18 protein-coding genes and 3 tRNA genes are annotated in these 24201 nt (G+C 38.5%); 12 read left to right on the forward strand and 9 right to left on the reverse strand.

Annotated elements, in window-relative coordinates:
• The first annotated feature begins 374 nt into the window (after positions 1-374).
• From A6733_RS04630 to A6733_RS04645, 4 genes are all read left to right on the forward strand, one after another.
• Positions 375-1415: a hypothetical protein gene (locus A6733_RS04630; protein ID WP_141663455.1), complete on the forward strand. Its 1041-nt coding sequence runs from the start codon at positions 375-377 to the stop codon at positions 1413-1415.
• Between the two features lie 630 nt (positions 1416-2045).
• Positions 2046-3164, forward strand: coding sequence for a hypothetical protein (locus tag A6733_RS04635; RefSeq protein ID WP_092411152.1), 1119 nt, complete (start codon positions 2046-2048; stop codon positions 3162-3164).
• A gap of 1095 nt (positions 3165-4259) precedes the next feature.
• A complete protein-coding gene (locus A6733_RS04640; RefSeq protein ID WP_092411151.1) occupies positions 4260-5339 on the forward strand; it encodes a hypothetical protein in 1080 nt (359 codons plus the stop codon).
• Positions 5340-5428: 89 nt separating this feature from the next.
• On the forward strand, positions 5429-6520 hold the full coding sequence (locus A6733_RS04645; protein ID WP_092460511.1) for a hypothetical protein: 1092 nt from the start codon (positions 5429-5431) through the stop codon (positions 6518-6520).
• 110 nt (positions 6521-6630) lie between these two features.
• Here A6733_RS04645 and pyk read toward each other — a convergent pair whose 3' ends face one another.
• The gene (gene pyk, locus A6733_RS04650) at positions 6631-8067 is read right to left on the reverse strand and encodes a pyruvate kinase (RefSeq protein WP_092403560.1); all 1437 of its coding nucleotides are present in this window, start codon (positions 8065-8067) and stop codon (positions 6631-6633) included.
• A gap of 2120 nt (positions 8068-10187) precedes the next feature.
• On the opposite strand from pyk, the gene A6733_RS04655 reads away from it, so the two are divergent.
• Complete coding sequence (locus tag A6733_RS04655; protein ID WP_092403632.1) at positions 10188-10751, forward strand: elongation factor P; 564 nt, start codon at positions 10188-10190, stop codon at positions 10749-10751.
• 8 nt (positions 10752-10759) lie between these two features.
• Positions 10760-11734, forward strand: coding sequence for an acetyl-CoA carboxylase carboxyltransferase subunit alpha (locus A6733_RS04660; protein WP_092411149.1), 975 nt, complete (start codon positions 10760-10762; stop codon positions 11732-11734).
• Here A6733_RS04660 and tgt read toward each other — a convergent pair.
• Entirely contained in the window at positions 11724-12899 is a 1176-nt protein-coding gene (gene tgt / locus A6733_RS04665) for a tRNA guanosine(34) transglycosylase Tgt (RefSeq protein ID WP_092460513.1), read from the reverse strand. The genes A6733_RS04660 and tgt overlap by 11 nt on opposite strands.
• Before the next feature lie 155 nt (positions 12900-13054).
• Between tgt and A6733_RS04670 the strand changes: the two genes are divergently transcribed.
• On the forward strand, positions 13055-13777 hold the full coding sequence (locus A6733_RS04670; RefSeq protein ID WP_092403550.1) for a hypothetical protein: 723 nt from the start codon (positions 13055-13057) through the stop codon (positions 13775-13777).
• Here the strand turns inward: A6733_RS04670 and A6733_RS04675 are convergent.
• The 3 genes from A6733_RS04675 to A6733_RS04685 all read right to left on the reverse strand — a co-directional run bounded on the left by A6733_RS04675 (position 13765) and on the right by A6733_RS04685 (position 15655).
• Entirely contained in the window at positions 13765-14220 is a 456-nt protein-coding gene (locus A6733_RS04675) for a hypothetical protein (RefSeq protein WP_092403549.1), read from the reverse strand. The genes A6733_RS04670 and A6733_RS04675 overlap by 13 nt on opposite strands.
• 58 nt (positions 14221-14278) lie before the next feature.
• Entirely contained in the window at positions 14279-14647 is a 369-nt protein-coding gene (locus tag A6733_RS04680) for a hypothetical protein (RefSeq protein WP_092403548.1), read from the reverse strand.
• Between the two features lie 732 nt (positions 14648-15379).
• Positions 15380-15655, reverse strand: a complete 276-nt coding sequence (locus tag A6733_RS04685) for an oxidative damage protection protein (RefSeq protein WP_092411148.1) — start codon at positions 15653-15655, stop codon at positions 15380-15382.
• 111 nt (positions 15656-15766) lie between these two features.
• Between A6733_RS04685 and gatB the strand changes: the two genes are divergently transcribed.
• Entirely contained in the window at positions 15767-17218 is a 1452-nt protein-coding gene (gatB, locus tag A6733_RS04690) for an Asp-tRNA(Asn)/Glu-tRNA(Gln) amidotransferase subunit GatB (protein WP_092402813.1), read from the forward strand.
• A gap of 118 nt (positions 17219-17336) precedes the next feature.
• On the opposite strand, the gene A6733_RS04695 is transcribed toward gatB, so the two are convergent.
• The 3 genes from A6733_RS04695 to A6733_RS04705 all read right to left on the reverse strand — a co-directional run bounded on the left by A6733_RS04695 (position 17337) and on the right by A6733_RS04705 (position 21478).
• Positions 17337-18545 carry a phosphoglycerate kinase gene (locus A6733_RS04695; protein ID WP_092402812.1) on the reverse strand — a complete coding sequence of 403 codons (1209 nt, stop codon included), beginning with the start codon at positions 18543-18545 and terminating at the stop codon, positions 17337-17339.
• A 44-nt stretch (positions 18546-18589) separates the two neighbouring features.
• Complete coding sequence (rlmD, locus tag A6733_RS04700) at positions 18590-19921, reverse strand: 23S rRNA (uracil(1939)-C(5))-methyltransferase RlmD (protein ID WP_092402811.1); 1332 nt, start codon at positions 19919-19921, stop codon at positions 18590-18592.
• A gap of 129 nt (positions 19922-20050) precedes the next feature.
• The gene (locus tag A6733_RS04705; RefSeq protein WP_092402809.1) at positions 20051-21478 is read right to left on the reverse strand and encodes a hypothetical protein; all 1428 of its coding nucleotides are present in this window, start codon (positions 21476-21478) and stop codon (positions 20051-20053) included.
• A gap of 118 nt (positions 21479-21596) precedes the next feature.
• Between A6733_RS04705 and A6733_RS04710 the strand changes: the two genes are divergently transcribed.
• Entirely contained in the window at positions 21597-22550 is a 954-nt protein-coding gene (locus A6733_RS04710; RefSeq protein WP_092402807.1) for an NAD-dependent epimerase/dehydratase family protein, read from the forward strand.
• A 40-nt stretch (positions 22551-22590) separates the two neighbouring features.
• On the opposite strand, the gene A6733_RS04715 is transcribed toward A6733_RS04710, so the two are convergent.
• Positions 22591-23304 (reverse strand): Bax inhibitor-1 family protein, encoded by a 714-nt coding sequence (locus A6733_RS04715; protein ID WP_092402805.1) that lies wholly within the window; start codon positions 23302-23304, stop codon positions 22591-22593.
• Between the two features lie 318 nt (positions 23305-23622).
• On the opposite strand from A6733_RS04715, the gene A6733_RS04720 reads away from it, so the two are divergent.
• The 3 genes from A6733_RS04720 (at position 23623) to A6733_RS04730 (ending at position 24006) form a co-directional block, all read left to right on the forward strand.
• Positions 23623-23699, forward strand: a tRNA-Pro gene (locus A6733_RS04720).
• 144 nt (positions 23700-23843) lie between these two features.
• Positions 23844-23920, forward strand: a tRNA-Arg gene (locus tag A6733_RS04725).
• Between the two features lie 10 nt (positions 23921-23930).
• Positions 23931-24006, forward strand: a tRNA-His gene (locus A6733_RS04730).
• Positions 24007-24201 lie beyond the last annotated feature (195 nt).

The following is a 24201-nucleotide window of genomic DNA, read 5'->3' on the forward strand; positions in this document are numbered from 1 at the left end:
AAATGTCATAAGGCATACAAATTGAAAACAAATGATTATTTCTCAGGTATTTTTATTACTATAAACAAAGACATTACTACAGACAACAAAGATAAAAATATAATCAACAAGTTGAGATCAGTAGTTGTACACATTAAAAATGTTATCTGAATCTATTGTTCCCACTTGACTACTAGTAGATAATATAGGCAAGTAGATATTAGATATGCCGTATAGTAGAATCGGGGAGTAACTAGCTGATCCTGTGCTTATATTTTGGGTAAAAGGAATATCTGATGAGGAAAAATTTTCTACTAATAAGCGCACTGTTGAGCTCCCTTGTATTGTGCTCTGGATGCTTTGATGAATGTAGTGATACCAAAAAAGATATTGTTGTGCCTGCAACACCACTGCCAACTCAAGGGGAAATAGGAGTTATTCCTCTAAACTACATATACGCAAACAAGCCAATCGGATTATCTTTTATTCCTCAAGAACAAGCTCTGCTAGTAACAACAGAGGGTGACCCCTCCGCCGAAACAGGGGAAATCTGGATTGCAGCTAAGCGTGATCTATCGTTTGGCATTCGTACTATACTAAGAGGCCTTACTCTAAAATATGGCAAATTTGCTGGTAATGTGTATAACGAAGATAACAAGAAGCTATACGTATGTGCTAATCCTAAAAATAAAGTAAAAGGAACACCAAAAGTGTTGGTATTTGGTCGTCTAGATAGCAACAGATTTTTTCAAGCTGGATCAATGGAGCTTGTCCATGCTCAAACTGAAAAGACATGTGCTGATTTAGTGCTCATTAATGGTTACATATTTGCAACCAACAGTACCCCAAAGAATGTCCAGGATGTTGCTATTTTTTATGCCGATGTCTCCTCTAGTATTTTGCCCGTTAAAATGGAACCGCTCCAAACTTATGCAGATTTAGGATACACGGCAGCACAAATACAGCCTAACGTACCTATGTTAACTGACCTTAAACCTAAGGTAGAGCAAACTGCAGGACAGTTTGGTATGTGGGCACTATCAAATGGTACAAAAAGAATTATTGGGCTGGAGTTCAGTTTAACTGGCGCCAAAATGACCCGTGTTGGAAATCCCCAATTAATGCAACCTGGCGGCTCTATCTCTAACAAAAAACTCCTACAAGCAATGATCCCATATACTGACCGATTCTTTCTACTAATAGACAGGGACACCCTGTATGAATCAACCTTTGATGATAAGGGTAAATTGGTAATATCATCTCGCATTGGTCCCCTTGCCAACAGCTCTTACGCAATGGTTCTTGGTGAAGATCGTTTCAACAAAACATCACTACCGGTGTTCTTCTATCTGTCTGCTCCTGCAGGGTTAAAAAACTCTGCTGTTATTGAATATGCTTTTGATCCAAAAAATACACAACAGAAAGGTATTGATTAACCATATAAATGTCCAGCTAATGCATGTGCTGGACATTTTTATGAATTGCATGTACCAATAGTAATTAATAATGTAAAAGATTGATATAGGATAAAAGAGTTAGTAAATATAAGTTCATAAATCATGCACCCGAAATTTTAATACCATATTTTGCAGTATAGTTCTTCCTATCTCAGTGCCTGTAAAATTCTTGATAACAAGGGCACTTGCGTTTTGTTAGAACTAATGGACGGGCAAGAAACACCATTAATATAAACATCCGGACCTAACCTTGCCTAATAGTCTTGTAATATAAGGAAAATGTCATACAATATCCAAACTTAAAATTAGGCAAGTACATAAAAAGGCTCGAATTAGGTAAAATAACTAGAAGCGGTAAAATAACAAATAATCATTTCATAGGTACGTTTACTACTATAAATAACAAAGATAAAAATATAATCACTAGATTGTAAGCAGTAGTGATACATATTAAAAAATCATCCTAATCTATTATTCCCACCCTAATATCAGGGGCTAATATAAGTGCGTAGGTACTAGTTATGACGTGTAATAAAATTGGGGGAGATAGCACCGGCTTACTAGCATTGTTCTCGTAGTTATTATTTTAATAAAAGGAATATCCATATTATGAGGAAGAATTTTTTACTGGCAGGTGCACTACTTAGTGCCCTTGTACTGTGCGCTGGATGTTTCGAGGATGAACATAGTGGCAAAATAAGGAACATCTTTACGATTGCAAAACTACCGCCAATTGAGGGAGAAATAGGAATTATTCCTCTAAGCTATGTATACGCAAACAAACCAACCGGACTATCTTTTATTCCTGAAGAACAAGCGCTTCTAGTAACAGCAGAGGGAAACCCCTCGGCTGAATTGGGAGAAATTTGGCTTGCAGCAAAACGTGAATCATCGTTTGTAATTCGTACCATATTAGCCACTACCGCAAACTATGGCAAGTTTACAGGTAACATTTATGACAAAAATATTAATAGGCTATACGTATGCGCCAATCCTAAAAATAAACAAAAGGGAGTACCAAAAGTATTGGCATTTAGTCGTCTAGGTAGCAATAGATTTTTTCAAGTTGGATCCATGAGCCTTAACCATAACCAAGCTGGTAAGACATGTGCTAACTTGGTCCTCATTAACGATTACCTATTTGCAACTAACAGTACCCCAACCGCTCCAACGGATATCGCTATTTTTTATGCTGATGTATCAGGTAACTTGCCTACTAAAATGGATCCACTTCAAACTTATGCAGATCTGGGGTACAAAGCAGCACAAATACAACCGAACGTACCCATGCTAACTGACCTTAAGCCTAAAGTGGAACAAACTAAGGAACAGTTTGGTATGTGGGTACTATCAGATGGTACAAAGAGAATTATTGGGTTAGAATTCGGCTTAATTGGTGCCACAATGACTCGTGTTGAAAATCCTAAATTAATGCAACCAGGTGGTTCTGCTACTAGCAAAAAACTACTACAAGCAATGATTCCGTATACTGACAAACTCTTTCTACTAATAGACAGGAACACCCTATATAAGTCATTTTTTGACGATAATGGTAAATTGGTAAAGTCATCCCGTATTGCTCCTCTTGCCAGTGGATCTTCTGCAATGGTACTTGGTGAAGATCGTTTCAATAAAACATCGCTACCGGTGTTATTCTATCTATCTTCCCCTGCAGGGTTAAAGTACTCCAATGTCATTGAGTATGCTTTTAATCCAAATAATACGTAATAAAAACGCTATCAATTGGCCATGAAATTCTCAGTAACCACTTGTGATAAATGGTTTTTTGCTTAATACATACGTACGTCAACAGTAACTCTTAAAGTAATGGGCTGAATAAGTATACAAACAGCTATTGAGCACAATAACGAAGGTATTATGTCATATCATCTTTTATCAATATCATACCTATTTTGCTTATAATCTCAATTTTTAGCAGAATAAATTACGTATGAGAAAAAATTTCTACTAATATGCTAATGAAAATATTGCTAGAATACTTTATATTGTGCCTCTGGATGTTTTGAATCCGGTAGTAAAATCAACAATTTTGTTACGTCTATGTGAGAACTAACAAGAATGGCAAACAAACCCATTACCCCAAACTTAGTATGTACAACCAAACACTTATTGTATTATCCTTTATTCATGAAAGAACAGGCTCTGCTAGCAACTAAATAATCTACTACCTCCCACTGAATTAGAAAAAGTTTAGCTTGCAAGAAAACATACCCTCTAACTTATACTTCGTTCCACGATAACTACCATAACAGTCTATGAAAAATAGTAGGTAAGGTGTATGTCGGGGCCCATGGTATCTTGTATTTATATGCTAATTCTAAAAATAAATAAACAAGAGTAGCAAAAGTAATAGTATTTTATTTTCGAGATGACTAATTTTTTCTACCCACCTCAACGGATATTGAGCGCCATCATCACAACAATATATATGGTAATTTAAGCATAGTTAACGGTTATTTATTTGCAATTAACACGCCACAAAATCAGATGGCAAAAATTTAGGCTAAAGATCAGCAAAGTTGGCAATATAAGGTAAGGATCGTGATGAAATTACCAAATTCATGCAATCTGGCACCTCCACTACTTATGGTGGACCAATCAATACATATTGGCTGCAGAGTTAAAAAATGTTAGGTTAGTGTTACCTGGTGCGTTTTTAACACACCAAACTCATGATAGGAACTACTCATTAGAAACATGCCCAGAATCCACGTAGATTGATATTTTTTGTTTGTACATTAAAAAAATTGTTAGAGTTTACGTGCGTATACACTAACTAAGCAACTGGTAAGGAGAAACGCAATGAGCATAACTAGAACACTAATCTCCCCCCTTAAATTAGGGTTATTGTTATCAGTACTGTTACTTACTGCTTGTAAAATATTTGACGATGACACACCGTCAGACAATTATATTGGATCCTTACCAATAAAAGATTCCACGGCTTTCCCAGTTGGAATGACATTAGACGGAAGTAATGGGTTGATAGTTACTGCTCTGGGACCAGAAACAATTGCAGATCCTCTGGGACGCATATTTACCGTTGGCACCACAGGAAAAGCATTTGATAGAGCAACAATTTCAGCAGCAGTAGGAAAAACCTACGCTGGATTATCAGGAAGCGTTTTCGATCCATCAAATAACCTACTTTATTCTTGTTCCAATTCCAAGGTACCAGGTGTAATGCCAGCCGTGATAGTTTTTGAACGGTCTGCGAATGGATCATTTACATGGAAGACAGCGTCTAATTTTACTTCTAACGGCTACTGTCACTCACTTGCTAAAACTCAGGGATATTTATTTGCTACCAACTCTCGTCCTCAAACACCAAAATTAACAGAAATAGCCGTATATTCGGTAAATATAACATCCACATCCGGCACCAGTAGTAATTTGCCACCAACGTTGAATAAATCTCTAACGTATGCCGACATAGGCTACAAATCGGGTGATATGTTACTTAATCGTGATTTGATAACAGACGTGCAAGGTAGCCAGGAAAAATCTGGCAGTAACAATTTATACCTTGTAGACACTAAAAGAAATCAACTGCTTTATGTGAATTTTATTATGATGCCGTCCACGGCAATAGTCAAACAAGTATGGACAGATATGAATTTGCAGGAGCCGATAGCAATGGCGCAAATGAATGATAACTTATTTGCCATATCTGAAAAAAATTATGGGGATCCAAGAATTACCGAGGTATATTACGACAGTTACCTCAAGCCACATTACAAAGTTTTAGCGTCAGTTTCATCAACGGTATCAGCACTTAGCTTCGGGTCTGATTATTTTGGGAAAGTCCAGGGTCCAGTGGTATTTGCCCTGCGTACTGAAAGCCAATTAGGAATTTTTTACGTTGATGAATTTTCTCTATAGCAACTAGTATAGTGGAAAAAAGGCTTTTCCATTGCCCAAATACTTATGGTACAGTGAGTCCAGGTGCCAATTGTTTTGGGGATATACAAGTGATAAAAGAGCATGTTATTTTTTTACTAGTGCTGGTGTCGCTTTCGCTTTCTTTATCAGGCTGCCTCGATCAAGATGACGACGATAATAACTCTCCGTATATCGGTTCTATAACTATTGATGATGCTAGCGCTAGGCCTGTTGGGCTAACCAGAGACACAACAAATAACCTTATATCTACAGCACTAGGAAGCAAAAATGTAGGAGAGGTGTGGTCTGTTCCTTATGGATCTGCGCAAATGAGTAAGAAAAACTTAACTGGCGTAGCTCTCAGTGGTTTTTCTTTCGGTGGAAGCATGTTTTATGATCCGAATAATTATCTATATGTCTGCTCTAATCCAACTGTAGCCGGAATACCTCCTAGTGTTGTTGTTCTCAAAAGGGAGGATACTGGTTCATACAATTGGACAGATGCAATTAATTTTCCGTCAAACAAACAAACCCAGGGCCATTGTTATTCTGTAATTCGCGCTGGTGACTCTGTTTTAGCAACAAATTCTGTTGCTGGAGCAAATCCTGCTGTTTCCTTTGCAGTAGCATACGCAGACGCTAACAATCTACATGCCCAAACGTCCATGATCCCTCAAGTTTTATATGGACGCGATTTAAACTATACCCAGGCGGAGTTAACAGGTAGTAATTTGGTCACTGACATTAAAGCTGCAAAATCTCAACCGTCTGGCAAAATCTCTTACTACATTGTTGATTCTAAAAGATCAAGGATATACAACATAGTCACCACACTAGCTACAAGAAAAGTAACTGCCTCTCAGGCCATTGGTTCCGACACGATCGCTACCACTCCAACTGCTATGGTTCAGTACTCTGATAAAATATTTTTGGTTGCGCAGCTTAGTTCTACATCCAATTCTGTTGGTTCCATATACAAGATAAAATTTGACAGTAACAAGCGTAATCCGGTGTCTACCCTTATTTCAAGTACAAGATCGCCTGTGTCAGCATTAGTCATAGGCAGTGATTATTTCGGTAAAACTACAAACCCTGTTGTATTTTCTCTAAACAGGGAACTAGGTGGGTTGGACGTTTTCAGTGTGGATGAATTTACTTTCGGTGAAAACAATCCAGCCTGAACGGTAGCGGTATAATTCAGTAGAAGTGTAAATTATGATATGGGCGGGTCTGTAAGCAAGAAGCGCCCCCACCAACGACAATGCAGGTGGCACAACCGCCTCCTAAGGCCTCAAGAGCTATTGTTCTTTGTAACATGTAGCAATTTCATAGTGTTAGTACCCCCGACGATACCTAACGGCTCACCGAAAGTCATAATAATAGTATCCCCAAATGAGACCACCCCTTCTCTAAGCAAAGCCTTTTCCGTCTCAATAATACAATGCTGTGTATCACTGATGTCGTTAGGTATTGAAAGAGGATATACGCTTCTAAAAAGTTTCATTTTTCTGCGAGATGAAAGTCTTGGTGAGAGAGCAAAGATAGGTATTCCGCTATTTATGCGTGAAATCCACATAGCGGTAAAACCAGATTGCGTTAATGTAGCAATAGCCTTAACACTAAGGTGGTTGGCCGCAAACAATGCAGACATTGCTATAGATTGGTCTAAACGTGTAAATCTGCGATCAATAATCTGCTTTTCAAAAGAGGGGGAGCTAAAACGTTCAGCCTCTACACAAACCTTGGCCATACTCACTACTGTTGTTATAGGGTGCTTTCCTGAAGCTGTTTCAGCTGAAAGCATAACAGCATCCGCACCGTCTAAAACAGCATTGGCAACATCAGAGACTTCAGCCCTAGTTGGTATGGGAGATTCAACCATAGAATCCATCATTTGCGTAGCCACAATACTTATCTTATAGTGCGACCTAGCCATACGTATCATGGTCTTTTGCAGTGCTGGAACAGCAGCATCACCAACTTCAACCGCCAAATCACCACGGGCTACCATTACGCCATCCGATGCAGACAGTATCTCCTCCAACATCTCAATTGCTTCAGCCCTTTCGATTTTTGCGATTAAAAGAGCATCACCACCGGATGTACGCATCAACTGCTGAGCCATATACATATCAGCCGCACTCTTAGGAAAAGATACGGCCAAATAATCTACACCGATACTAGATGCAATCTTAATATCCTCAATATCCTTAGAAGTAAGAGCTGCAGCAGATAATCCTCCTCCATGACGATTCAAACCCTTATGGTTAGACAACACCCCTGCATTTTTAACCCTACAGATAACACGACATCCTTCAACATTTTCAACGACCATTGTAATTCTGCCATCATCAAGGACTAAGACATCGTTTACATTGACCTCTTGTGGAAGCTTGGGATAACCTATGTGTACCTGAGACTCATCTCCAAATTTTTTGTCTCCAGCATCAAGAGTAAATAATTGATTTTCCTTAAGAAGGATCTTGCCATTCTCAAACTCGCCTATCCTTATTTTAGGACCCTGAAGATCTCCTAATAAGGCAACCTCAAGACCAAGTTTTTTTTCCACAGAACGAATGATTTGTGCAGTTTTTATGTGCTCCTCTGCGCTACTATGGGAAAAATTAAGACGAAATACATCCACTCCAGAGTTTACAAGCGCAGTTATAGCCTCTTCCGTATTAGAGGAAGGGCCAAGGGTGGCTATTATTTTTGTTCGACGCAACATAGGACCACTCCAACAGACTGTTCATACTCCAATGGTAACTTAATAGAAAATACCCTGTAAATAAAATATATATTTCTAGAATATGTCTTTTTGTAAATTGGTGGAAATATGTCCCAAATTTTTATTAGTAAACTCTATTAGTAGTAAGAATTAACGGAGCTTACCTAAATAATAGCTACACAATGTCAGAAGAAGGATTTGCTATTTTTGGACCAAAAATATTTTTTGACGAGGAATAACATATACACTCTACACATTACGTACGTAATCTTTCAATTTTATTTATGTATAAGGTAAAATAATAACTTCATCATTAACCACCGTTTACTATCACAAAATGGTCACTAGACGATAAATATTTCTTAAAGTGCTTGAGGATTTAAGCTCTATAAAGTCGTTATCATCCATAAAAAATTAGTAAGGACAAAATCAATTTGCTAGACTCGTTGTCCTGTCAAAGAAAAATAGCCGTATTATTTAAGCATATTGTTACCTAAATTTTTACTATTTCCTATTGCTAAGTTCTTCATAAAATTATTGCTACCGTCCCATCTTGTACAAAAGTTTGTTAGTTATTTTTTCCTTTCAATAAATTACTAAATAACGTAAGCAATCACTCACAAGCACAAGCAACCACTTTGTAATTAGATTATGAATAGAATAATACATTAGATACACATGATTAAAAATCGCTACTTTATAATTTTACTGCATCTACTAACTGATAATGTACCTGTTAAGGCAATTTAAACTAAAATGCCCACCATGAAGAATTCTATACAGTTGATATTTATATAAATCTACTGCCTCACATAAGCAATCACTTGACGCGCATTCAGCTCATCCTATATTTACTCTGCCAAAATGTCACATTAAAAAGCCACCATACACTACATTAATTATGTAGTACGAAGTACAACTGATTATACCTTTTGCTATACATGAAAAAAATTATTTATCCGTACGAATTTTACGTATTCAAGAAAAAATGGCAAATAGTACTACGAAATATACTATAATCATCTGTAGTCGAACTTGTTTTTTTGGGCCAGTAAAAACTCAGATTTGTGCTGATTAATAAATTTTTAGTCACTTAAAAAAATTTCAATAATCATGTCGAAGTTACCCTGCGCTATTGTAAGAGAACATTTTATACACCTAACCGCGCTACTCTGCTCTATTGATATAAAAGACTACTGCATTCTACCCAAGATAATTTAAATAGACATAGACAAGATCAAGAATTAAACGATTAATGATATATAAAAAATATTTATGGGGCAATTATACATTTTTTATGCTTTAATAATAAAAAAACTAAGCACTCTTATTAAAAATATAAATACTAATTGGCTATCCACAAATTTATACCTAGCACTTGTGTTATTAGTACCAATGATAGCTCTACAGAAAAAATTAATTCCGAGAATGTACACATTAATTACGAAAATATCAGTACAAACATTATCATGTAATCAACTTATGACAAACGTGTAATCAACAATACGTGGACAAATGTATCTTCATGGGTCCAGTATAGCATCAAATTCATTATCATACTTGAGCAGTAAATTTTGTTAGATCAAAACTAAAATGTAACTGAAGAGGCAGATTCCCCATAAATCACAAACTACCATCACCTATAGGTAAAAGCACGATCCGGAAATCTATTCTTCACTAACCTGCCATTGTCTCAGATAATATAATGCAAATATACGCACATGCTACTACAATATGTACCGTTGGTGGCAATATATAACTACGATTTAACTTGATAGCTATGCCATAACTATTTGAAGTACCAATTACCTTAGTCAAAAATATTGACACTATTGAGTTGTATTAATCTACCAGAGTAATTTTAATTGGTTCTTATCGTCTTGAACTGCAACACCTAAAATAGCTAAAATCATCTCATATAATTTATTGTTCTTACTTACCATCTATTATTGCGGATGATAACGAGTTTTATGATAATACTGTGGGTTTTAAAGGAAAAATAGCGAGTGGCAGTAAATCTGTGATCAGCTACATACCATACTAGTCAAAATTTGGTTAATACTGAGCAGGTTATTGGGGTTAGTAATAATTATTGAAACTTAATTTGGTAGGTGTATGAGATGAAAATGGCCCAGGAGTTGAGTGTTGGAAATGTAATACTTGTTAAGGATGTCCCGCTAGTGGTACAACAAACTGAGTACCATAGCCCTGGTTGTCTGGCGTCTGTAGTAAAGATGAAGCTTAGAAATTTGTTAACTGGCGCAGTGTCTGAGTCTGTTTACAAAGCTGATGAAAGACTACAGGTACTAATACTGGAGAAAAAATCTTGTCTTTTTTCATATATACATGATGATATATATGTATTTATTGATGGTGAATATAACCAACACGAAATTCCGGTATCTCAATTATCAGGTGTTGTCAAATTTCTTGTAGAGGGAATAGATTGCTCTCTAACATTTTTTAAGGAAATGGCTATATCGGTTGAGCTTCCACAAACAGTAGTACTAGAAATAGTCTACACAGAACCTGTTGTTCGTGGGGATACAACTGGTAAGTTAATGAAAATGGCTAAGATATCTACCGGGCATGAACTTCAGGTTGCCTCATTCTGTAAAATTGGTGACAAAATAGAAATTGACACCAGGACGGGTGAATTTAGGCGCCGTGTAAATAATGGTTAAGGATCTTTATGTCTTCTACATCTAAATGGGTAGCGCTAGACTTTGAACGTCCATTACTAGAATTGGAAGAAAAAATAGACGAACTTAGGTACATGCAAGGTGAGTCTGCAGTTGATATTTCTGAAGAAATTGCTAGATTAGAAAAGAAAGCGTCTGTTTTAGCTAAACAAATTTACTGCAAGCTTACACCATGGCAAATTACTCAAGTAGCGCGTCATCCAAACCGTCCTTACACCATTAACTATATATCATCCATATTTGATAAATTTGAAGAATTGCACGGAGATAGACAATTTGCTGATGATTTGTCAATAGTTGGTGGTTTAGCTAGCTTATCTGGTAGACCAGTGGTAGTTATAGGGCATCAAAAAGGACGTGACACTAAAGAGAAATTATTAAGAAATTTTGGCATGCCTCGTCCAGAAGGCTACCGTAAGGCATTACGCATAATGAAATTGGCTGAACGTTTTGCAATGCCTATAATTACATTTGTTGATACCCCAGGTGCTTATCCAGGAATTGAAGCGGAAGAACGAGGACAATCTGAAGCTATTGGAAAAAACATATATGAAATGAGTAATTTAAACGTTCCTATATTAACAACCGTTATAGGTGAAGGTGGATCTGGTGGGGCATTAGCAATATCGGTAGCCGATGTAATTATGATGTTTCAATATTCAATATACTCAGTAATTTCTCCTGAAGGATGTGCAGCCATTTTGTGGAAGGATCAGAAGAAGGCAGACGTAGCAGCAAACAGCCTTGGAATTGTAGCTGAGCGACTAAAATCTTTGCGGTTAATAGACCGTGTAATCCCAGAACCTCTGGGCGGAGCTCACAGAGACCATGAACAGGCGTCAAAAAACTTGAAGAAGGCGCTAGTTGATGAGTTGCGGGAATGCAGAAAGCACAGCCTAGCTGATATTAAGAGGAGGAGAATGAAGCGTTTGATGAACTATGGGAACTTTAAAATTAAGTCGTAGCATGATTTTGTTTTATTACTGTTTTCATATGATCGCAAACGTTTTGCATAACCCGTATGTTGTGAATACCAGCAAGAGCACCATACAGCATCTGCCTGCTTTTGAACAGATAGCGAAGATACGCTCTGCTGTAAGTCTTGCAAGTAAAGCATTCGCACCCCTCTAGTATGGGGCGATCATCATTTTCATAAGTTCCCTTTTTTATTAACAATTTTCCTCCCGGAATATCTTCTGTATCAAACTTTAACCAATCATTCTCTATTCTAGGATGACCATGGTACAAAGATCCATGGCGTGCATTACGAGTGGGGGAAACACAATCAAAAATGTCTATACCTCTTTGTACAACAGAGATCAAGTCCTGAGGACCCAACCCTACCCCCATCGTGTAGCGCAACTTATCACGTGGCAAACTAGGAACCACCCAATCTATTATCTCATCAGTTGCTCTCATATCACGTCCAATTATTTCTCCTCCTATTGCTATACCGTCAGTTTCCATACTAAGAACAAAATTAGTTGATTGTTCACGTAAATCACGAAAATAGTCTCCCTGAATAATTCCGAACAATGCTTGCCTGTGGCCGTATTCAGAACAAGGATTAAATTCGTGAATTTCCTTTGATTTCTTAAGCCATATGTGCGTACGATCCATAGCTCTTATGGCGACATTGCGATCATAGGAATGTGTAGTGCATTCATCGAAGGCCATTATTATGTCGGCGCCAATAATTTTTTGGGACATTATTGACGTTTTGGGTGTCAAACGTATGATCTGCCCTGTGTTGGGGTGCTGAAAATGCGCACCCTCATCATTAACTATACAAGTACGTGGGGACCTTCTAGATAGGCTAAATACCTGAAAACCTCCACTATCGGTAAGCATAGGACCGCTCCAATTCATAAAGCGGTGCATACCTCCGCAGGTACGTATAACTTCCATTCCTGGGGAACACATCATATGATATGTGTTGCCTCCTAGTATTATATCTGTACCTGTTTGAATTATCTCGCCACACTGCAGACCATTTATACTTGCCCGTGTAGCAACTGGCATAAACGTTGGAGTCTCAAAGGTCCCGTGAGGGGTGGTTACTCTCATTACACGTGCCGGAAAGCGCTTATGTTGAAAAAGAAGAGTAGAACTAAAGTTGAGATAAGACATAGATGAATCGCAGAACGTACCAAGCAAACTAACTATCACATAATAAGCATTGATAGTAAATAACGGTTTTAAAAAAATTTCTGGAATTAGCCTTCCTCAAAAATGACTAACCCCTCATATTATATTGATGTTTTGTAACTATGAGGGGGATAGTGATGTACTTAAAAATAGAAGAAGATGGTGGTAACTACCCCTCCACCAACGGCACGGTTGCAAACTACACGATACGTACACACAACCAAGAAAAGTTAGAAGACTGTAATCTAGCAGAAGTGCTTCGGTCTGCTATAGTAAAAAGTCATGAGATAAATCGCATTGTTGATGATGAAAGTTTATCCTTATCTAGAAAGGCCAGAGACATCCTGAACCACTTGCACGCTATAAATGAAATAATAGTGCAGATTGAAGATGAGAAGGCCAAAAATCATGTTTTTATAGAAAAATCCAATCAGGATATACTAAACATTGATATAAGCATGAGTGATGCTCTGAAAAGATTTCGCAATATAGATTTTCTAAAGGGGGTTAGCTTACCAGGCAAACCCAGAATAGCTCTACAAAAGAAGAAATATGTGGATGAAATCTTTAGTCAACTGAGAATTTTGCACGACCACATTTCGCATATATGCGGTTGTTCGGAGTGGGACAGTAACTCTAAAAATGGTAGGCGCTTTATTTCCGATGTTGAGATTATGGAGTCGGTAGACATAATTCTAGGTGAGATATTTCGTAGCAAAAAAAACAAACAACAAAGACACATTACACCTCAAGTAGTGTGGGTACTAGCCTGTATGCGGCTAGGAAAATATGTGGTGCAGGATATGCAAATGAAGCCTTCTCACCACCGCTACATAAGCCACATAATTCAGCGCCTGTGAGCATTGCGTCTTCCTTGACCTGATGCAACTGGGTTATCTATCACAGATTGATCTGGAAAGAAAACAGAAATTGAAAGTAGCTGGGAGTAAGTTAGCATTTGTGAACCGATAAATATAGTAAAAAAGCTGGCAAGAAAATACATAACTGCCTCACCAAAGATAGGATCATTATCTGATTCAGGGTTCTCCAGTGATCTACGCCGTTGTTGGTGCAGTCCTTTCATAATGCACGACTGAGAAAAAGCAGTAAGAAGTGATCCTAAAACCATAAAAGCACCAGACTTAAGAATAGCGGAACAGTATCCCCTACCCCTAATTGAACTTAGCATATTCCCACCTTGAGTTGTTCTCAAGGAAGAATCACCCCTCCTTCTTTTACGACGCATACCGGCGACCTTATTATGGTCGCCTCCGTAAGCACCAAAGCTAGCAACAGGCCTCATTAACTTATCCCATAAAGGTCAAACAAAAAATAAATACCGAATAAAAACAATCTAGTTATCATCCCAGATCTCTTTCAGCTTCCAACTTCATTTTATTAGTTTCTATTAACTCAGAAAAAGATATAAAAAGCACCCCTATAGAAACTATTAAAACAGAAATAAAAGTTTGTATGAAATATGAAACCTCATTGTCCTCACTGTATTCGTGATTCTGCCTATAAATAACATTTACATACCCACCAGCACCCACTGCCATTAAAGAATAACCAGCCATACCAAAGCGGTTTCCGGTAACAATTCTTCTCCAACTTGGTGAAGCAGACTCGTCGCGTAACCTCCGAAACAAGAAGGTAGGCTGCTGTCGATCCCCTGTATGTAAATTTGAATTAGGACCAGCAAGAAAAGGAACTCTATTTCTAATTGGCATAAACAAACCACTTCAAATAACATAACATAGTAATTATATGCCACATAATTAATAAAAAATACAATGTAAAATGTAACCAAGCGTAACAAAAATTATGTTGTGATGTTCAGTGTTTAATACACGTGATGCACAAACACAATAGCATGTACCTAACATAAATCGAACAAAATAATCCAATGTCAACTCAAAAAATTTTCAAACAACAGCGCTATTTGTTAGCGTAGTAATTAATCGTATGGACCTATGTTGTAGTTAATATTAATTAAAATTCTTGGTAACTTATATGATCATCATATTATTTATGCAAGTAACTAAATTAGCGGTGGCATTGCTATAATTTTTTGTAATAGCTAATATTAAATACTAATAAAAATGCCATGTTAGTAAGACAGAACTGTCTGCTGCTCAATTAGCATATCATTTATGTTATTAAACCGAAGAAATGTTACCATTACCCAACGCATGTACAACGTATGAAGCACACATGCAACTGCATAGGATACAGCCCAAATTTAATATACAAATCCTTAAATAAAAACTTATTCCCAACAAAACATACCTTATGTATAAGTTGCGGATGCTTAGCACAACATATTTATTTTTATAGCAAAACACCAACCAGAAGTGCCTGGGATAAACTTACTTTAGAAGTATTTATATGAAAGAACGGAGGAAGCAACCAACATCAGGCACCAGAAACAACAAAGGCCTAACAAAATAACAGAGCAAAAACTAAGTATTTACTGGACGGTACCCCTCAGGTGTATCAACAATGTCATCTGAAAACAGATACTTCTCCATCTGAGTCATTAGATACGCCCTAGCCCTCTGATCAGCCAAGCTCAACCTGTACTCATTGACTAACATAGTCTGCTGGGACAACCACATCTGCCATGCTTCTTCACTTATATTTTCAAAAATGCGCTGGCCAGCAGCACCAGGATACGGCGGAAAGTCAAGACCCTTGGCCTCTTTTTTAAGTTTTTTGCAAAATACGGTACGCACCACCCCACACCCTTCAATACGTTACAAAAATGACTGCACACAACGGACCATTAGCGGATATTATGTATCTTTGTAGTATTCAAGTCAATTTTTCTAAAGATAAGGGGATTACCTATGGATTGGGAGATAGTTATTGGCTTGGAGATTCATGTTCAACTAAAAACACAATCTAAAATTTTCTCAGGATCTTCAACTGCTTTTGGTAAAAGCAGTAATACTCAGGCTAGCTATGTTGATGCCGGTTTACCAGGGATTCTACCAAGCTTAAATAAAGAAGCTGTAGAACTAGCTTTAAGATTTGGAATTGCAATACAAGCAGATATAAATAAGAGAAGTATTTTTGTAAGAAAAAATTATTTTTATCCTGATTTGCCAAAAGGATACCAAATCACTCAAGACAGGGACCCAATAATACTAGGTGGCCATATAGCTATACTTGTAGGTAAAAACACTATCACGGTAGGAATAGATCACGCACACCTAGAAGAAGATGCTGGAAAGTCAATACATGAAAACTTAAATTCTCATACCGGAATAGATTTAAATAGGGCCGGCATACCTTTGCTAGAAATAGTATCCAATCCAGTCATGCACTCACCTATAGCAGCTGTTTCGTACGCAAAAGCAATTCACCACCTAGTTCAGTGGATAAATATATGTGATGGCAATTTACAAAATGGTTCTTTTCGTATAGACGCAAACGTATCGGTCCGTCCAAGTGGAGAAAAGTCACTTAGTACTAGGTGCGAAATAAAGAACCTCAACTCCTTTCGCTTTCTTGGTAAAGCCATTGAGTATGAAGCAAACAGGCACATCAATGCCTACATAAAGGGAGAAAAAGTAGTACAAGAAACTAGACTATATGATGCCAACAAAAACAAAACATTTAGCATGAGACAAAAAGAAAGTGCTATAGATTACAGATATTTGCCTGACCCTGACCTCCCACCTTTAATAGTCTCACAAGAGTGGATAGACAGCGTCAAAAGATCAATGCCACCTATGCCATGGACAGTACAAGAAACTCTTTCTAGGGAACATAACTTGGATCTTGATGAGACCACATTCATAACTCAATCATTAGCACATACCTTGTATTTTGAAAGCGTCCTAAAAGAATGTAGCAGCATACAAGCCCAGCAGTGTATAAAATGGATGAATGGGCCCCTTCAAGCCTACATAAACGAACATAGCGTATCTTGGGAGCAACCACCAATATCTCCGTGCAGACTCGCACAGATTATAAAGAATGTCAGCAATGGAAACCTCAGTCAATCGTCCGGACGCGAGCTATTCAAGTATGCAATAGAAGAGCAAGACAAAGAAATAGGCAACATTATAGAGGAGCGCGGCCTAGCTCAAATAAACGAACTGAGCTCACTAAACGATGCTGCCAAAGAAATTATTCGTGATAATATCAATATTGCAAAACAAGTAAAAGCGGGTGAAATAAAGGCCATCAATGCCCTCATGGGGAAAATAATGAAAAAGTTTTCTGGAAAGATAGACGCCAGCCAAGCTCGAGAGGCTCTGGTATTAGCTATTAACGAGGAGCTCGTTGAGTAGTGGCCAGATCCTTAAGAATTGTGATTGCACACAGTACAAGCATACCCGCACAGTATAAGACGACTACAGTTACTTTTTTGAGCATAAAATCATCAGTTTAGCAAAAGTTGCTGGTATTTTATCGTCTCTGTCTGTCAATCAGAGCCGTTATACCAGGTAGCCCTTTACCCTCCAAAAGCGACAGGAAGGAACCACCACCGGTAGAAATATAATCAATAAGGTCATCTACACCAGCCTTGGAAATAGCAGCACGGGTATCCCCTCCTCCAGCGACAGACAGAGCCCTAGAGTCAGCAATAGCACGCGCAATAGCACATGTGCCAATACTAAAGGCATCATATTCAAAAACCCCCATCGGACCATTCCAAATCACAGTACCAGCATTATCAATAAATTTCTTAAAAATAGACTGTGTATCTGGTCCTATATCAACTATCATTTCTCCTGTTACAACATCGCTAACAGATTTGATTCTACCAAGTTCCCCGCCGGAAATACTCCCCGTCACCACAACATCAGTAGGAATTGGAAACGAACACCCACGTTCGGACATATTTTTAAAAACGGCATGTGCAAGATCAAGCATATCTTCAGAGACCAAAGAAGACCCAACATAGTAACCAGATGCCAAAATAAAAGTATTAGCCATTCCTCCGCCAACAATAAGAGCATCAACCCAGTGCGACAGAGACTGAATAGCTCTTAACTTAGTACTTAATTTGGAGCCACCGATAACAGCAACCACTGGTCGCTGAGGTGAACGAAGCAAGTAGGACAATGCTGACAATTCCCTCAACATTAACAAACCAGCGCAAGCTTCATGGGCACAGCGAGCCAATGCCGAAACAGTTGCCTCTTGTCTATGTGATACAGAAAAAGCATCGTTAACATATACATCAAACAAAGATGACATCTTTTCTGCCAAAACTAAATCATCAGAAGTTTCTCCGATATTAAGCCTGCAATTTTCAAGCATTATAACCTGCCCAGTGCTAACATCAACTCCATCAAGCCAATTCTTAACTAAGACAACACTCCTACCCAATAACCTTTCCAACACAAGGGCCACTGAATTTAGTGAATACTTATCTTCATTAACACCAGGTTCTGGCTGACCTAAATGAGAAGAAAGCATTACTGCAGCCCCAGAAGAAAGTGCTTGTTGAATCGTTGGGATAACAGCGCGAATCCGGGCATCATTAGTTACCCTGTGGTAATTATCATGCGGTACGTTAAAATCCGCACGAATAAAAACCCTTTTACCTCTCAAATCAATGTCTGAGATTTTACAAATAGTATCCAAAATGCCAGTTTGAAGAAAATCCATTTTATAACCACAACATATATGTAATAGACTCTCAGAAAAGAATATCAAGAGTCCAAATCAAAAATTGACAACACCTCAACATGTGATGTATGAGGAAACATATTCAACAACATCATTTCAGATAATACATAGTTATTCTGATGAACCAAAACCCCAGCATCACGTGCTAAAGAAGCTGGATGACAGGAAACGTAAACTATACGCTTAGGCTGCTTGTAGTAGTTAAGCTGTTGGCAAATGCTAAACGCTCCAGACCTAGGAGGATCCAACAAAATTTTGTCACATTCCCCCACTAGGTTAAAAACCTCATTCAGTGGAGTTTTATACAGATCCATAGCAAAAAATCTTGCCAAATCACTCAAGCCATTCAATTCAGAATTCTTTATTGCTTTTTTAACCAAACATTCACTAATTTCTACGCCTGCAACTTCTGCTCCTAATCTAGCTATAGGCAAAGTAAAATTTCCTATACCGCAAAACAGATCAAGGATACGGTCAGTATCGCAAACATCCAGGTACATCATGGCCAAACGTACGAGAACAGCATTCATTACATGGTTAACCTGAGTAAACTCGTAGGGGAGAAATCTAATGTCTAGATTAAAATCTGATATGCGGTAAAACAAATCTCTTGAATCATTTGGATCCAATAGATATGCTGAATCAGGAGATTTTTTCTCCTGTATCCAAAATTGCACACCATGCTCCTTAGAAAAATCGAGAAGAATCTGATGGTCATGATCAGATAAAGGAACCATGAAGCGAAATAACAATGCTAATAAATCGTGTCCCACAGCTACTTCAATAACAGGCACGTTCTTATAGGCATCTAATGAATGGACTAGGTCAGGAAGAAGAGGCAACAGATCTGATATGGGCTTAGCCAGAACACAACAGGATCCCATACTTCCCATATCAGTTACATACCGTCCATTTTTTTCACGAAACCCAACAACGACACGGCCTTTCTTAGCAACAAAGCGAACTGAAAGCGAAGCACGGTTGCGGTAGAACCAATCCAACCCATATACAGGAGAAGAAATGCGGCGAGGCCTAACATTACCTATACGTAACATTGTCTGTTCAAGCGCACGTTGCTTAGAAGAAACTTGAAGAGCCGAAGACATATGCTGCATTGAGCAACCACCACAAACTCCATAGTAAGGGCAGCGTGGCTCCTGACGATAGGGGCTAGCAGTCTCTAATTTTTTGCATAGTACCTCATCGTAAGATTTCCTTTTTTTAATGGGAACACATAAAGCACGTTCACTCGTTATAGCCCCATCTACAAATATAGTCTTACCATTAAGACGCCCAACACCTCGCCCTCTATTGTCAATTGACTCAATACAAACCGATAAAACTTCGTCATTCATCAACAAATGTACATCCACGTAAACAAGATAGAAAAATTCCGTAATGTCTTTAAATACAAATTGGTAGGATACTTATCGAATACTAAAGAAACAACAACTAAAACTTACACTAGAATATCCAAGCATCATTCAACAGGGGGAAAAATCATCAATAAAATATTCTGGCATACACAAACCACCACCTGACATAAAATACCTAGAGTAGTAATCACCCGAAAACCACCCTAAGCTGCCTTTAGAAACAACCTGACATATCGCACCATCTATACTACTTCCATGCGAACAACCTGTTTTATCTCGATCAAAAAGAGCTATGCCCCTACTTCCTAGACTCATCTGTGGTGAAGCATGGCCAAAGTACAAAATTGTGTAAGGATTAAGTCTTCCATCAACCTTTTCACGCAACCAATGCACTGAAGAATCCTTAGGATCCGGCATAGCACCTAAACAAAACACACGCCGCAGATGCTTCACACAAACCTGAGTTTTAGAAAAATCCTCTCCAGGTTCCGATCCATATCGCCAAACAGAAGCATGCCCATCGGCACAAGATAAGCTATATAGAGAAACATCCTGAGAACCACGTCTCCAAGCTGGAACTAAGCAATCTCCACTGCTCAATCGCAATTTTTTAGAAAACGAAGAAATATTTGTATAGCGATCGTCATATGAAAACACAAATTGAGGAATTGTTTCATCAATAAAATCAGATTTACGTCTCCAATTTAAAAATGGCTTACGGTCATAAAAATCCAACCTCAACCATCTATCCATTTTACCCCAACGAATATCTAAAAAATACGGTTGCGCAAACAAATTAAGTAAATACTGAGTACAATCAACACTGGTCCTGGAATCAACCAGCAGCCATGCTTGCTGAAAACCCAATGCACCATTTAAGCTAAGAAACAAATTTCCACCCAAATCCCTACCCCTAGTACTAACAGAGTACCCAGGCTCAGCAGTTGACAAAATAGAAACGCTCTCGTTGATATTAGAATGCAAAACCCACATCTGTGTTCTGTCATAGGCATGGTACTGATCCAAAGAAAGCAAGCCACTTTGCTTTACATTAGTAGGAGAAGATAAAACTATCGATGGATCGCGTGCTAAATGAAACACAAGCTGTACACTACTATGATCGGGGTAAAATAATGGTTCAACGTAAAAAAATTCCGCATGTTTTACGCGATCCAACATAAGATAAGTTTGAAGATTATCCCTAAAAATGGGAGCCACAGACAAGCCATCAACAAAAGAGACAATACGTACAGTAGAGCAAAACGGGGCATAAACATCACGAGCATCATTAAGGAGGCCTCTTCTGTGAAACAATCCTGAAATAGCTGATTTCACAACAACACGAACTCGAGTATCTCCATAGTTTTCTACAGCTTCACCAGATTTTTCTTCAGGTATAATGGATAAATTAACAAGTACGGGATATGATCCTAACTCATACAAGCTGCTTACATCGTTTGCTAAGAGCATAACAGGCCAGGCCACGGCAGTAAGACAAGGCAACAAGAACCTACATATAAAACTTCTCATGAGCATAGAGACTACCTCGCAACCATAAGCAGTAAACCCCCAAACAACCTTAGAAAAAACTATACTTTTACTAATAAAAATCTTTAGCTAATAGAATAGCTAATTTGCAGTAACCAAGCGAGCAATGAACAACGACATCATCATAGTTGGACTAAACCAACAACTTAGAACAGCATTACAGACGGCATCAGCCAACGAACAAAGGTTCAAGGATATTCGTATTCTCAAATGGGGGCAAGAGCAAAGCAACATAGAAACCATGCCCAAGGCCACAGCCATAATCAAACAAAGCCAACCAAAGTACATAATACATCTGGGACTTCCACGGCCTCTTTCAGAGGTGGGTAGGAGAGAACAAGTCCAAGAGCACTACAAAAAACACATAGATGAGGTTGAGGAGCTGTTAAAAATAATTACAGAAGCACCCAACTACAACCCGCACTACCTATATTGCAGTAGCGTAGACATATATAACTCCAAGGCAAGCATAAATATCGTAAGAGAAAACTCAGAACTAGACAAGCAAAAAAAAGAATCCAACTGTCTGATATCATGTGAGAATATCATAAAATCATACTCTTCAAAACATAATCTTACAGCAACAATTGCTAGGTTGTTTGAAAGTACGTATCCAAACTTCCTTGGCAAACATCCTCTTCAGTACTATTGCAGCCAAATTAATACCATAAGATGGGGCATTAGACCTCCGGAGATATGGGTAGGAAATCTAAACTCTTACTACGATTTCTTGGCAATAGAGGACGTAGCCATAGCACTTCTAACACTTATACAAAAAAAATCAGAACAAGTAGAGATATACAATGTGTCTTCAGGTGAGGCATCCTGCTTATTTGATTTAGTAAGTGAACTGATAAAGATATCCGGACTAACGGTGGGACTACACGTGGACGTACTAAGGGAGAAGCTAGAAGATACTCACAATATAATAGGAGACAACCAAAAAATCACCACCGAAACACCATGGAAGCCAGAACAAAACTTCACATCATCGCTATCTTACCTTCTGGGAGAGAACCACTACCCCTCAAACAACAAGAGAAAGAGACCAGCAGAGTAACAAAACTCTGCTGACTAAACGGCAAGTAAACTAGACATACCTAATCACGTTGGCCAGAAAAAGCAATCAAAAGGCGAAGCAAGCTTACAAATAGGTTAAATAGATTGATATACAGTGAGGTAGCCAGGATTATGTAATTCGTTTCACCTCCATTCACAGCTGCACTCAATGAATACGCAATACCCATAACTGAAAACATAGCAATCAAGGACGTTATTACGAGAGAAAATGCAGGAATGTTAAGAAACAAATTAGCAAAAATAGCGACTATAAGAACTATAGAGCCTGCAAACATAAAACGCCCCATGGAGGACAAATCCTTACCGGTGGAAGTAATCCATGTAGACAATCCAAACAGTGTAAAAGACGTAGCAATAGCAGCATACGAAATCAACATTGGGCCGTTCCTTAGAGACAAGGCCAATGTTAACAACGGACCCAGGGTAACCCCCATAACAAACGTCAGAGCGAAAAGAAGATAAACTCCCATAACGCTGTTGCTATTCCTCTGAATAGCGTAGCTCAAGCCAAACAAGGCGGCCATAAGAAGAATAGATGCAAAAATAGGGCTGCTCATGAAGAACTGCCAACTCATGGCCATACCAACCCAAGCACCAATGGCGGTAGGAACCAAGGTCAGTGCCAGCAAAACATAGGCATTCCTGAGGACCCTAGCAGAAGATCCCGATAAAGTCCTAGTTGACACAAAAGAAGAATTACGCATAACTCCCTCGCTCCAAACAAAGTAAACCACGTACTATTCTACTCCCTACGGATGGTAAAAGAAAGAAAATGATAGAGTCAAGGTGGCAAAACACTACGTACTAGGAAACCAGTACAGGTTAATACTATGAAGTTGGTACAAGCTAGTACGACATAGCGCTAGCAATAATGAACCTACTTTGAAATAAAGTATAAAGCAAAATCTTATACACGAAACTACTAGCACAACCATAGCCGTGCCGTCTTTTTGCCCGAAAAGCATGCTCTAGCAAAAATTGTATGAACCTTAACACCTGAGCATTTATATTTGACCAGATGGATGAAGCGTAATAAGATTGGACGCCTTGGCCGGGGTGTAGCGCAGCCTGGTAGCGCATCTGATTTGGGATCAGAAGGTCGGAGGTTCGAATCCTCTCACCCCGACCACCTGCTCGCGAGACTTGTCTTGTTATGTGTATAGGATCTTACTCATCGAATTTAGCTCAAGGTAAACTCTGTAAAAGCTTAGAGTGACAATTATTGCGTGACCCGTTTTGCCTGACTAACATAAAACAAGTCGGCGTTTCTTCGGCGCCTGTAGCTCAAGCGGATAGAGCACCGGCCTTCTAAGCCGGGGGTTGTGAGTTCGAGTCTCGCCAGGCGCGCCAATGTTATTTGGTGGCTGTAGCTCAGTTGGTAGAGTCCCGGATTGTGATTCCGGTTGTCGTGGGTTCGAGCCCCATCAGCCACCCCACCATTAATTTGTGAATAGTTGGCTATTTACGATCCAATGCTAACACTATCCTAATGTGAGAAAATAACAAAATTTTTGTTGACATATGGCGATACTACCTGTTTAATAGCATTGCTTGAAACTTGATACCCTGTGAATCAGGCAAACTGGCCACTGTGCCTGTCCCTCCACGGTCTGACGCCAGGTATTCTTGTT

Source organism: Candidatus Ichthyocystis sparus (assembly GCF_900078745.1).
GTDB classification, from domain to species: Bacteria; Pseudomonadota; Gammaproteobacteria; order Burkholderiales; family 2013Ark19i; genus Ichthyocystis; species Ichthyocystis sparus.

Bases quoted from the DNA above. Each gene is read 5' to 3' on its own strand.
- A6733_RS04635 (WP_092411152.1), top strand. From the start codon at position 2,046: ATGAGGAAGAATTTTTTACTGGCAGGTGCACTACTTAGTGCCCTTGTA.
- A6733_RS04640 (WP_092411151.1), top strand. From the start codon at position 4,260: ATGAGCATAACTAGAACACTAATCTCCCCCCTTAAATTAGGGTTATTG.
- pyk (WP_092403560.1), bottom strand. From the start codon at position 8,067: ATGTTGCGTCGAACAAAAATAATAGCCACCCTTGGCCCTTCCTCTAAT.
- A6733_RS04655 (WP_092403632.1), top strand. From the start codon at position 10,188: ATGAAAATGGCCCAGGAGTTGAGTGTTGGAAATGTAATACTTGTTAAG.
- A6733_RS04660 (WP_092411149.1), top strand. From the start codon at position 10,760: ATGTCTTCTACATCTAAATGGGTAGCGCTAGACTTTGAACGTCCATTA.
- tgt (WP_092460513.1), bottom strand. From the start codon at position 12,899: ATGTCTTATCTCAACTTTAGTTCTACTCTTCTTTTTCAACATAAGCGC.
- A6733_RS04670 (WP_092403550.1), top strand. From the start codon at position 13,055: ATGTACTTAAAAATAGAAGAAGATGGTGGTAACTACCCCTCCACCAAC.
- A6733_RS04675 (WP_092403549.1), bottom strand. From the start codon at position 14,220: ATGAGGCCTGTTGCTAGCTTTGGTGCTTACGGAGGCGACCATAATAAG.
- A6733_RS04680 (WP_092403548.1), bottom strand. From the start codon at position 14,647: ATGCCAATTAGAAATAGAGTTCCTTTTCTTGCTGGTCCTAATTCAAAT.
- gatB (WP_092402813.1), top strand. From the start codon at position 15,767: ATGGATTGGGAGATAGTTATTGGCTTGGAGATTCATGTTCAACTAAAA.
- A6733_RS04695 (WP_092402812.1), bottom strand. From the start codon at position 18,545: ATGGATTTTCTTCAAACTGGCATTTTGGATACTATTTGTAAAATCTCA.
- rlmD (WP_092402811.1), bottom strand. From the start codon at position 19,921: ATGAATGACGAAGTTTTATCGGTTTGTATTGAGTCAATTGACAATAGA.
- A6733_RS04705 (WP_092402809.1), bottom strand. From the start codon at position 21,478: ATGCTCATGAGAAGTTTTATATGTAGGTTCTTGTTGCCTTGTCTTACT.
- A6733_RS04710 (WP_092402807.1), top strand. From the start codon at position 21,597: ATGAACAACGACATCATCATAGTTGGACTAAACCAACAACTTAGAACA.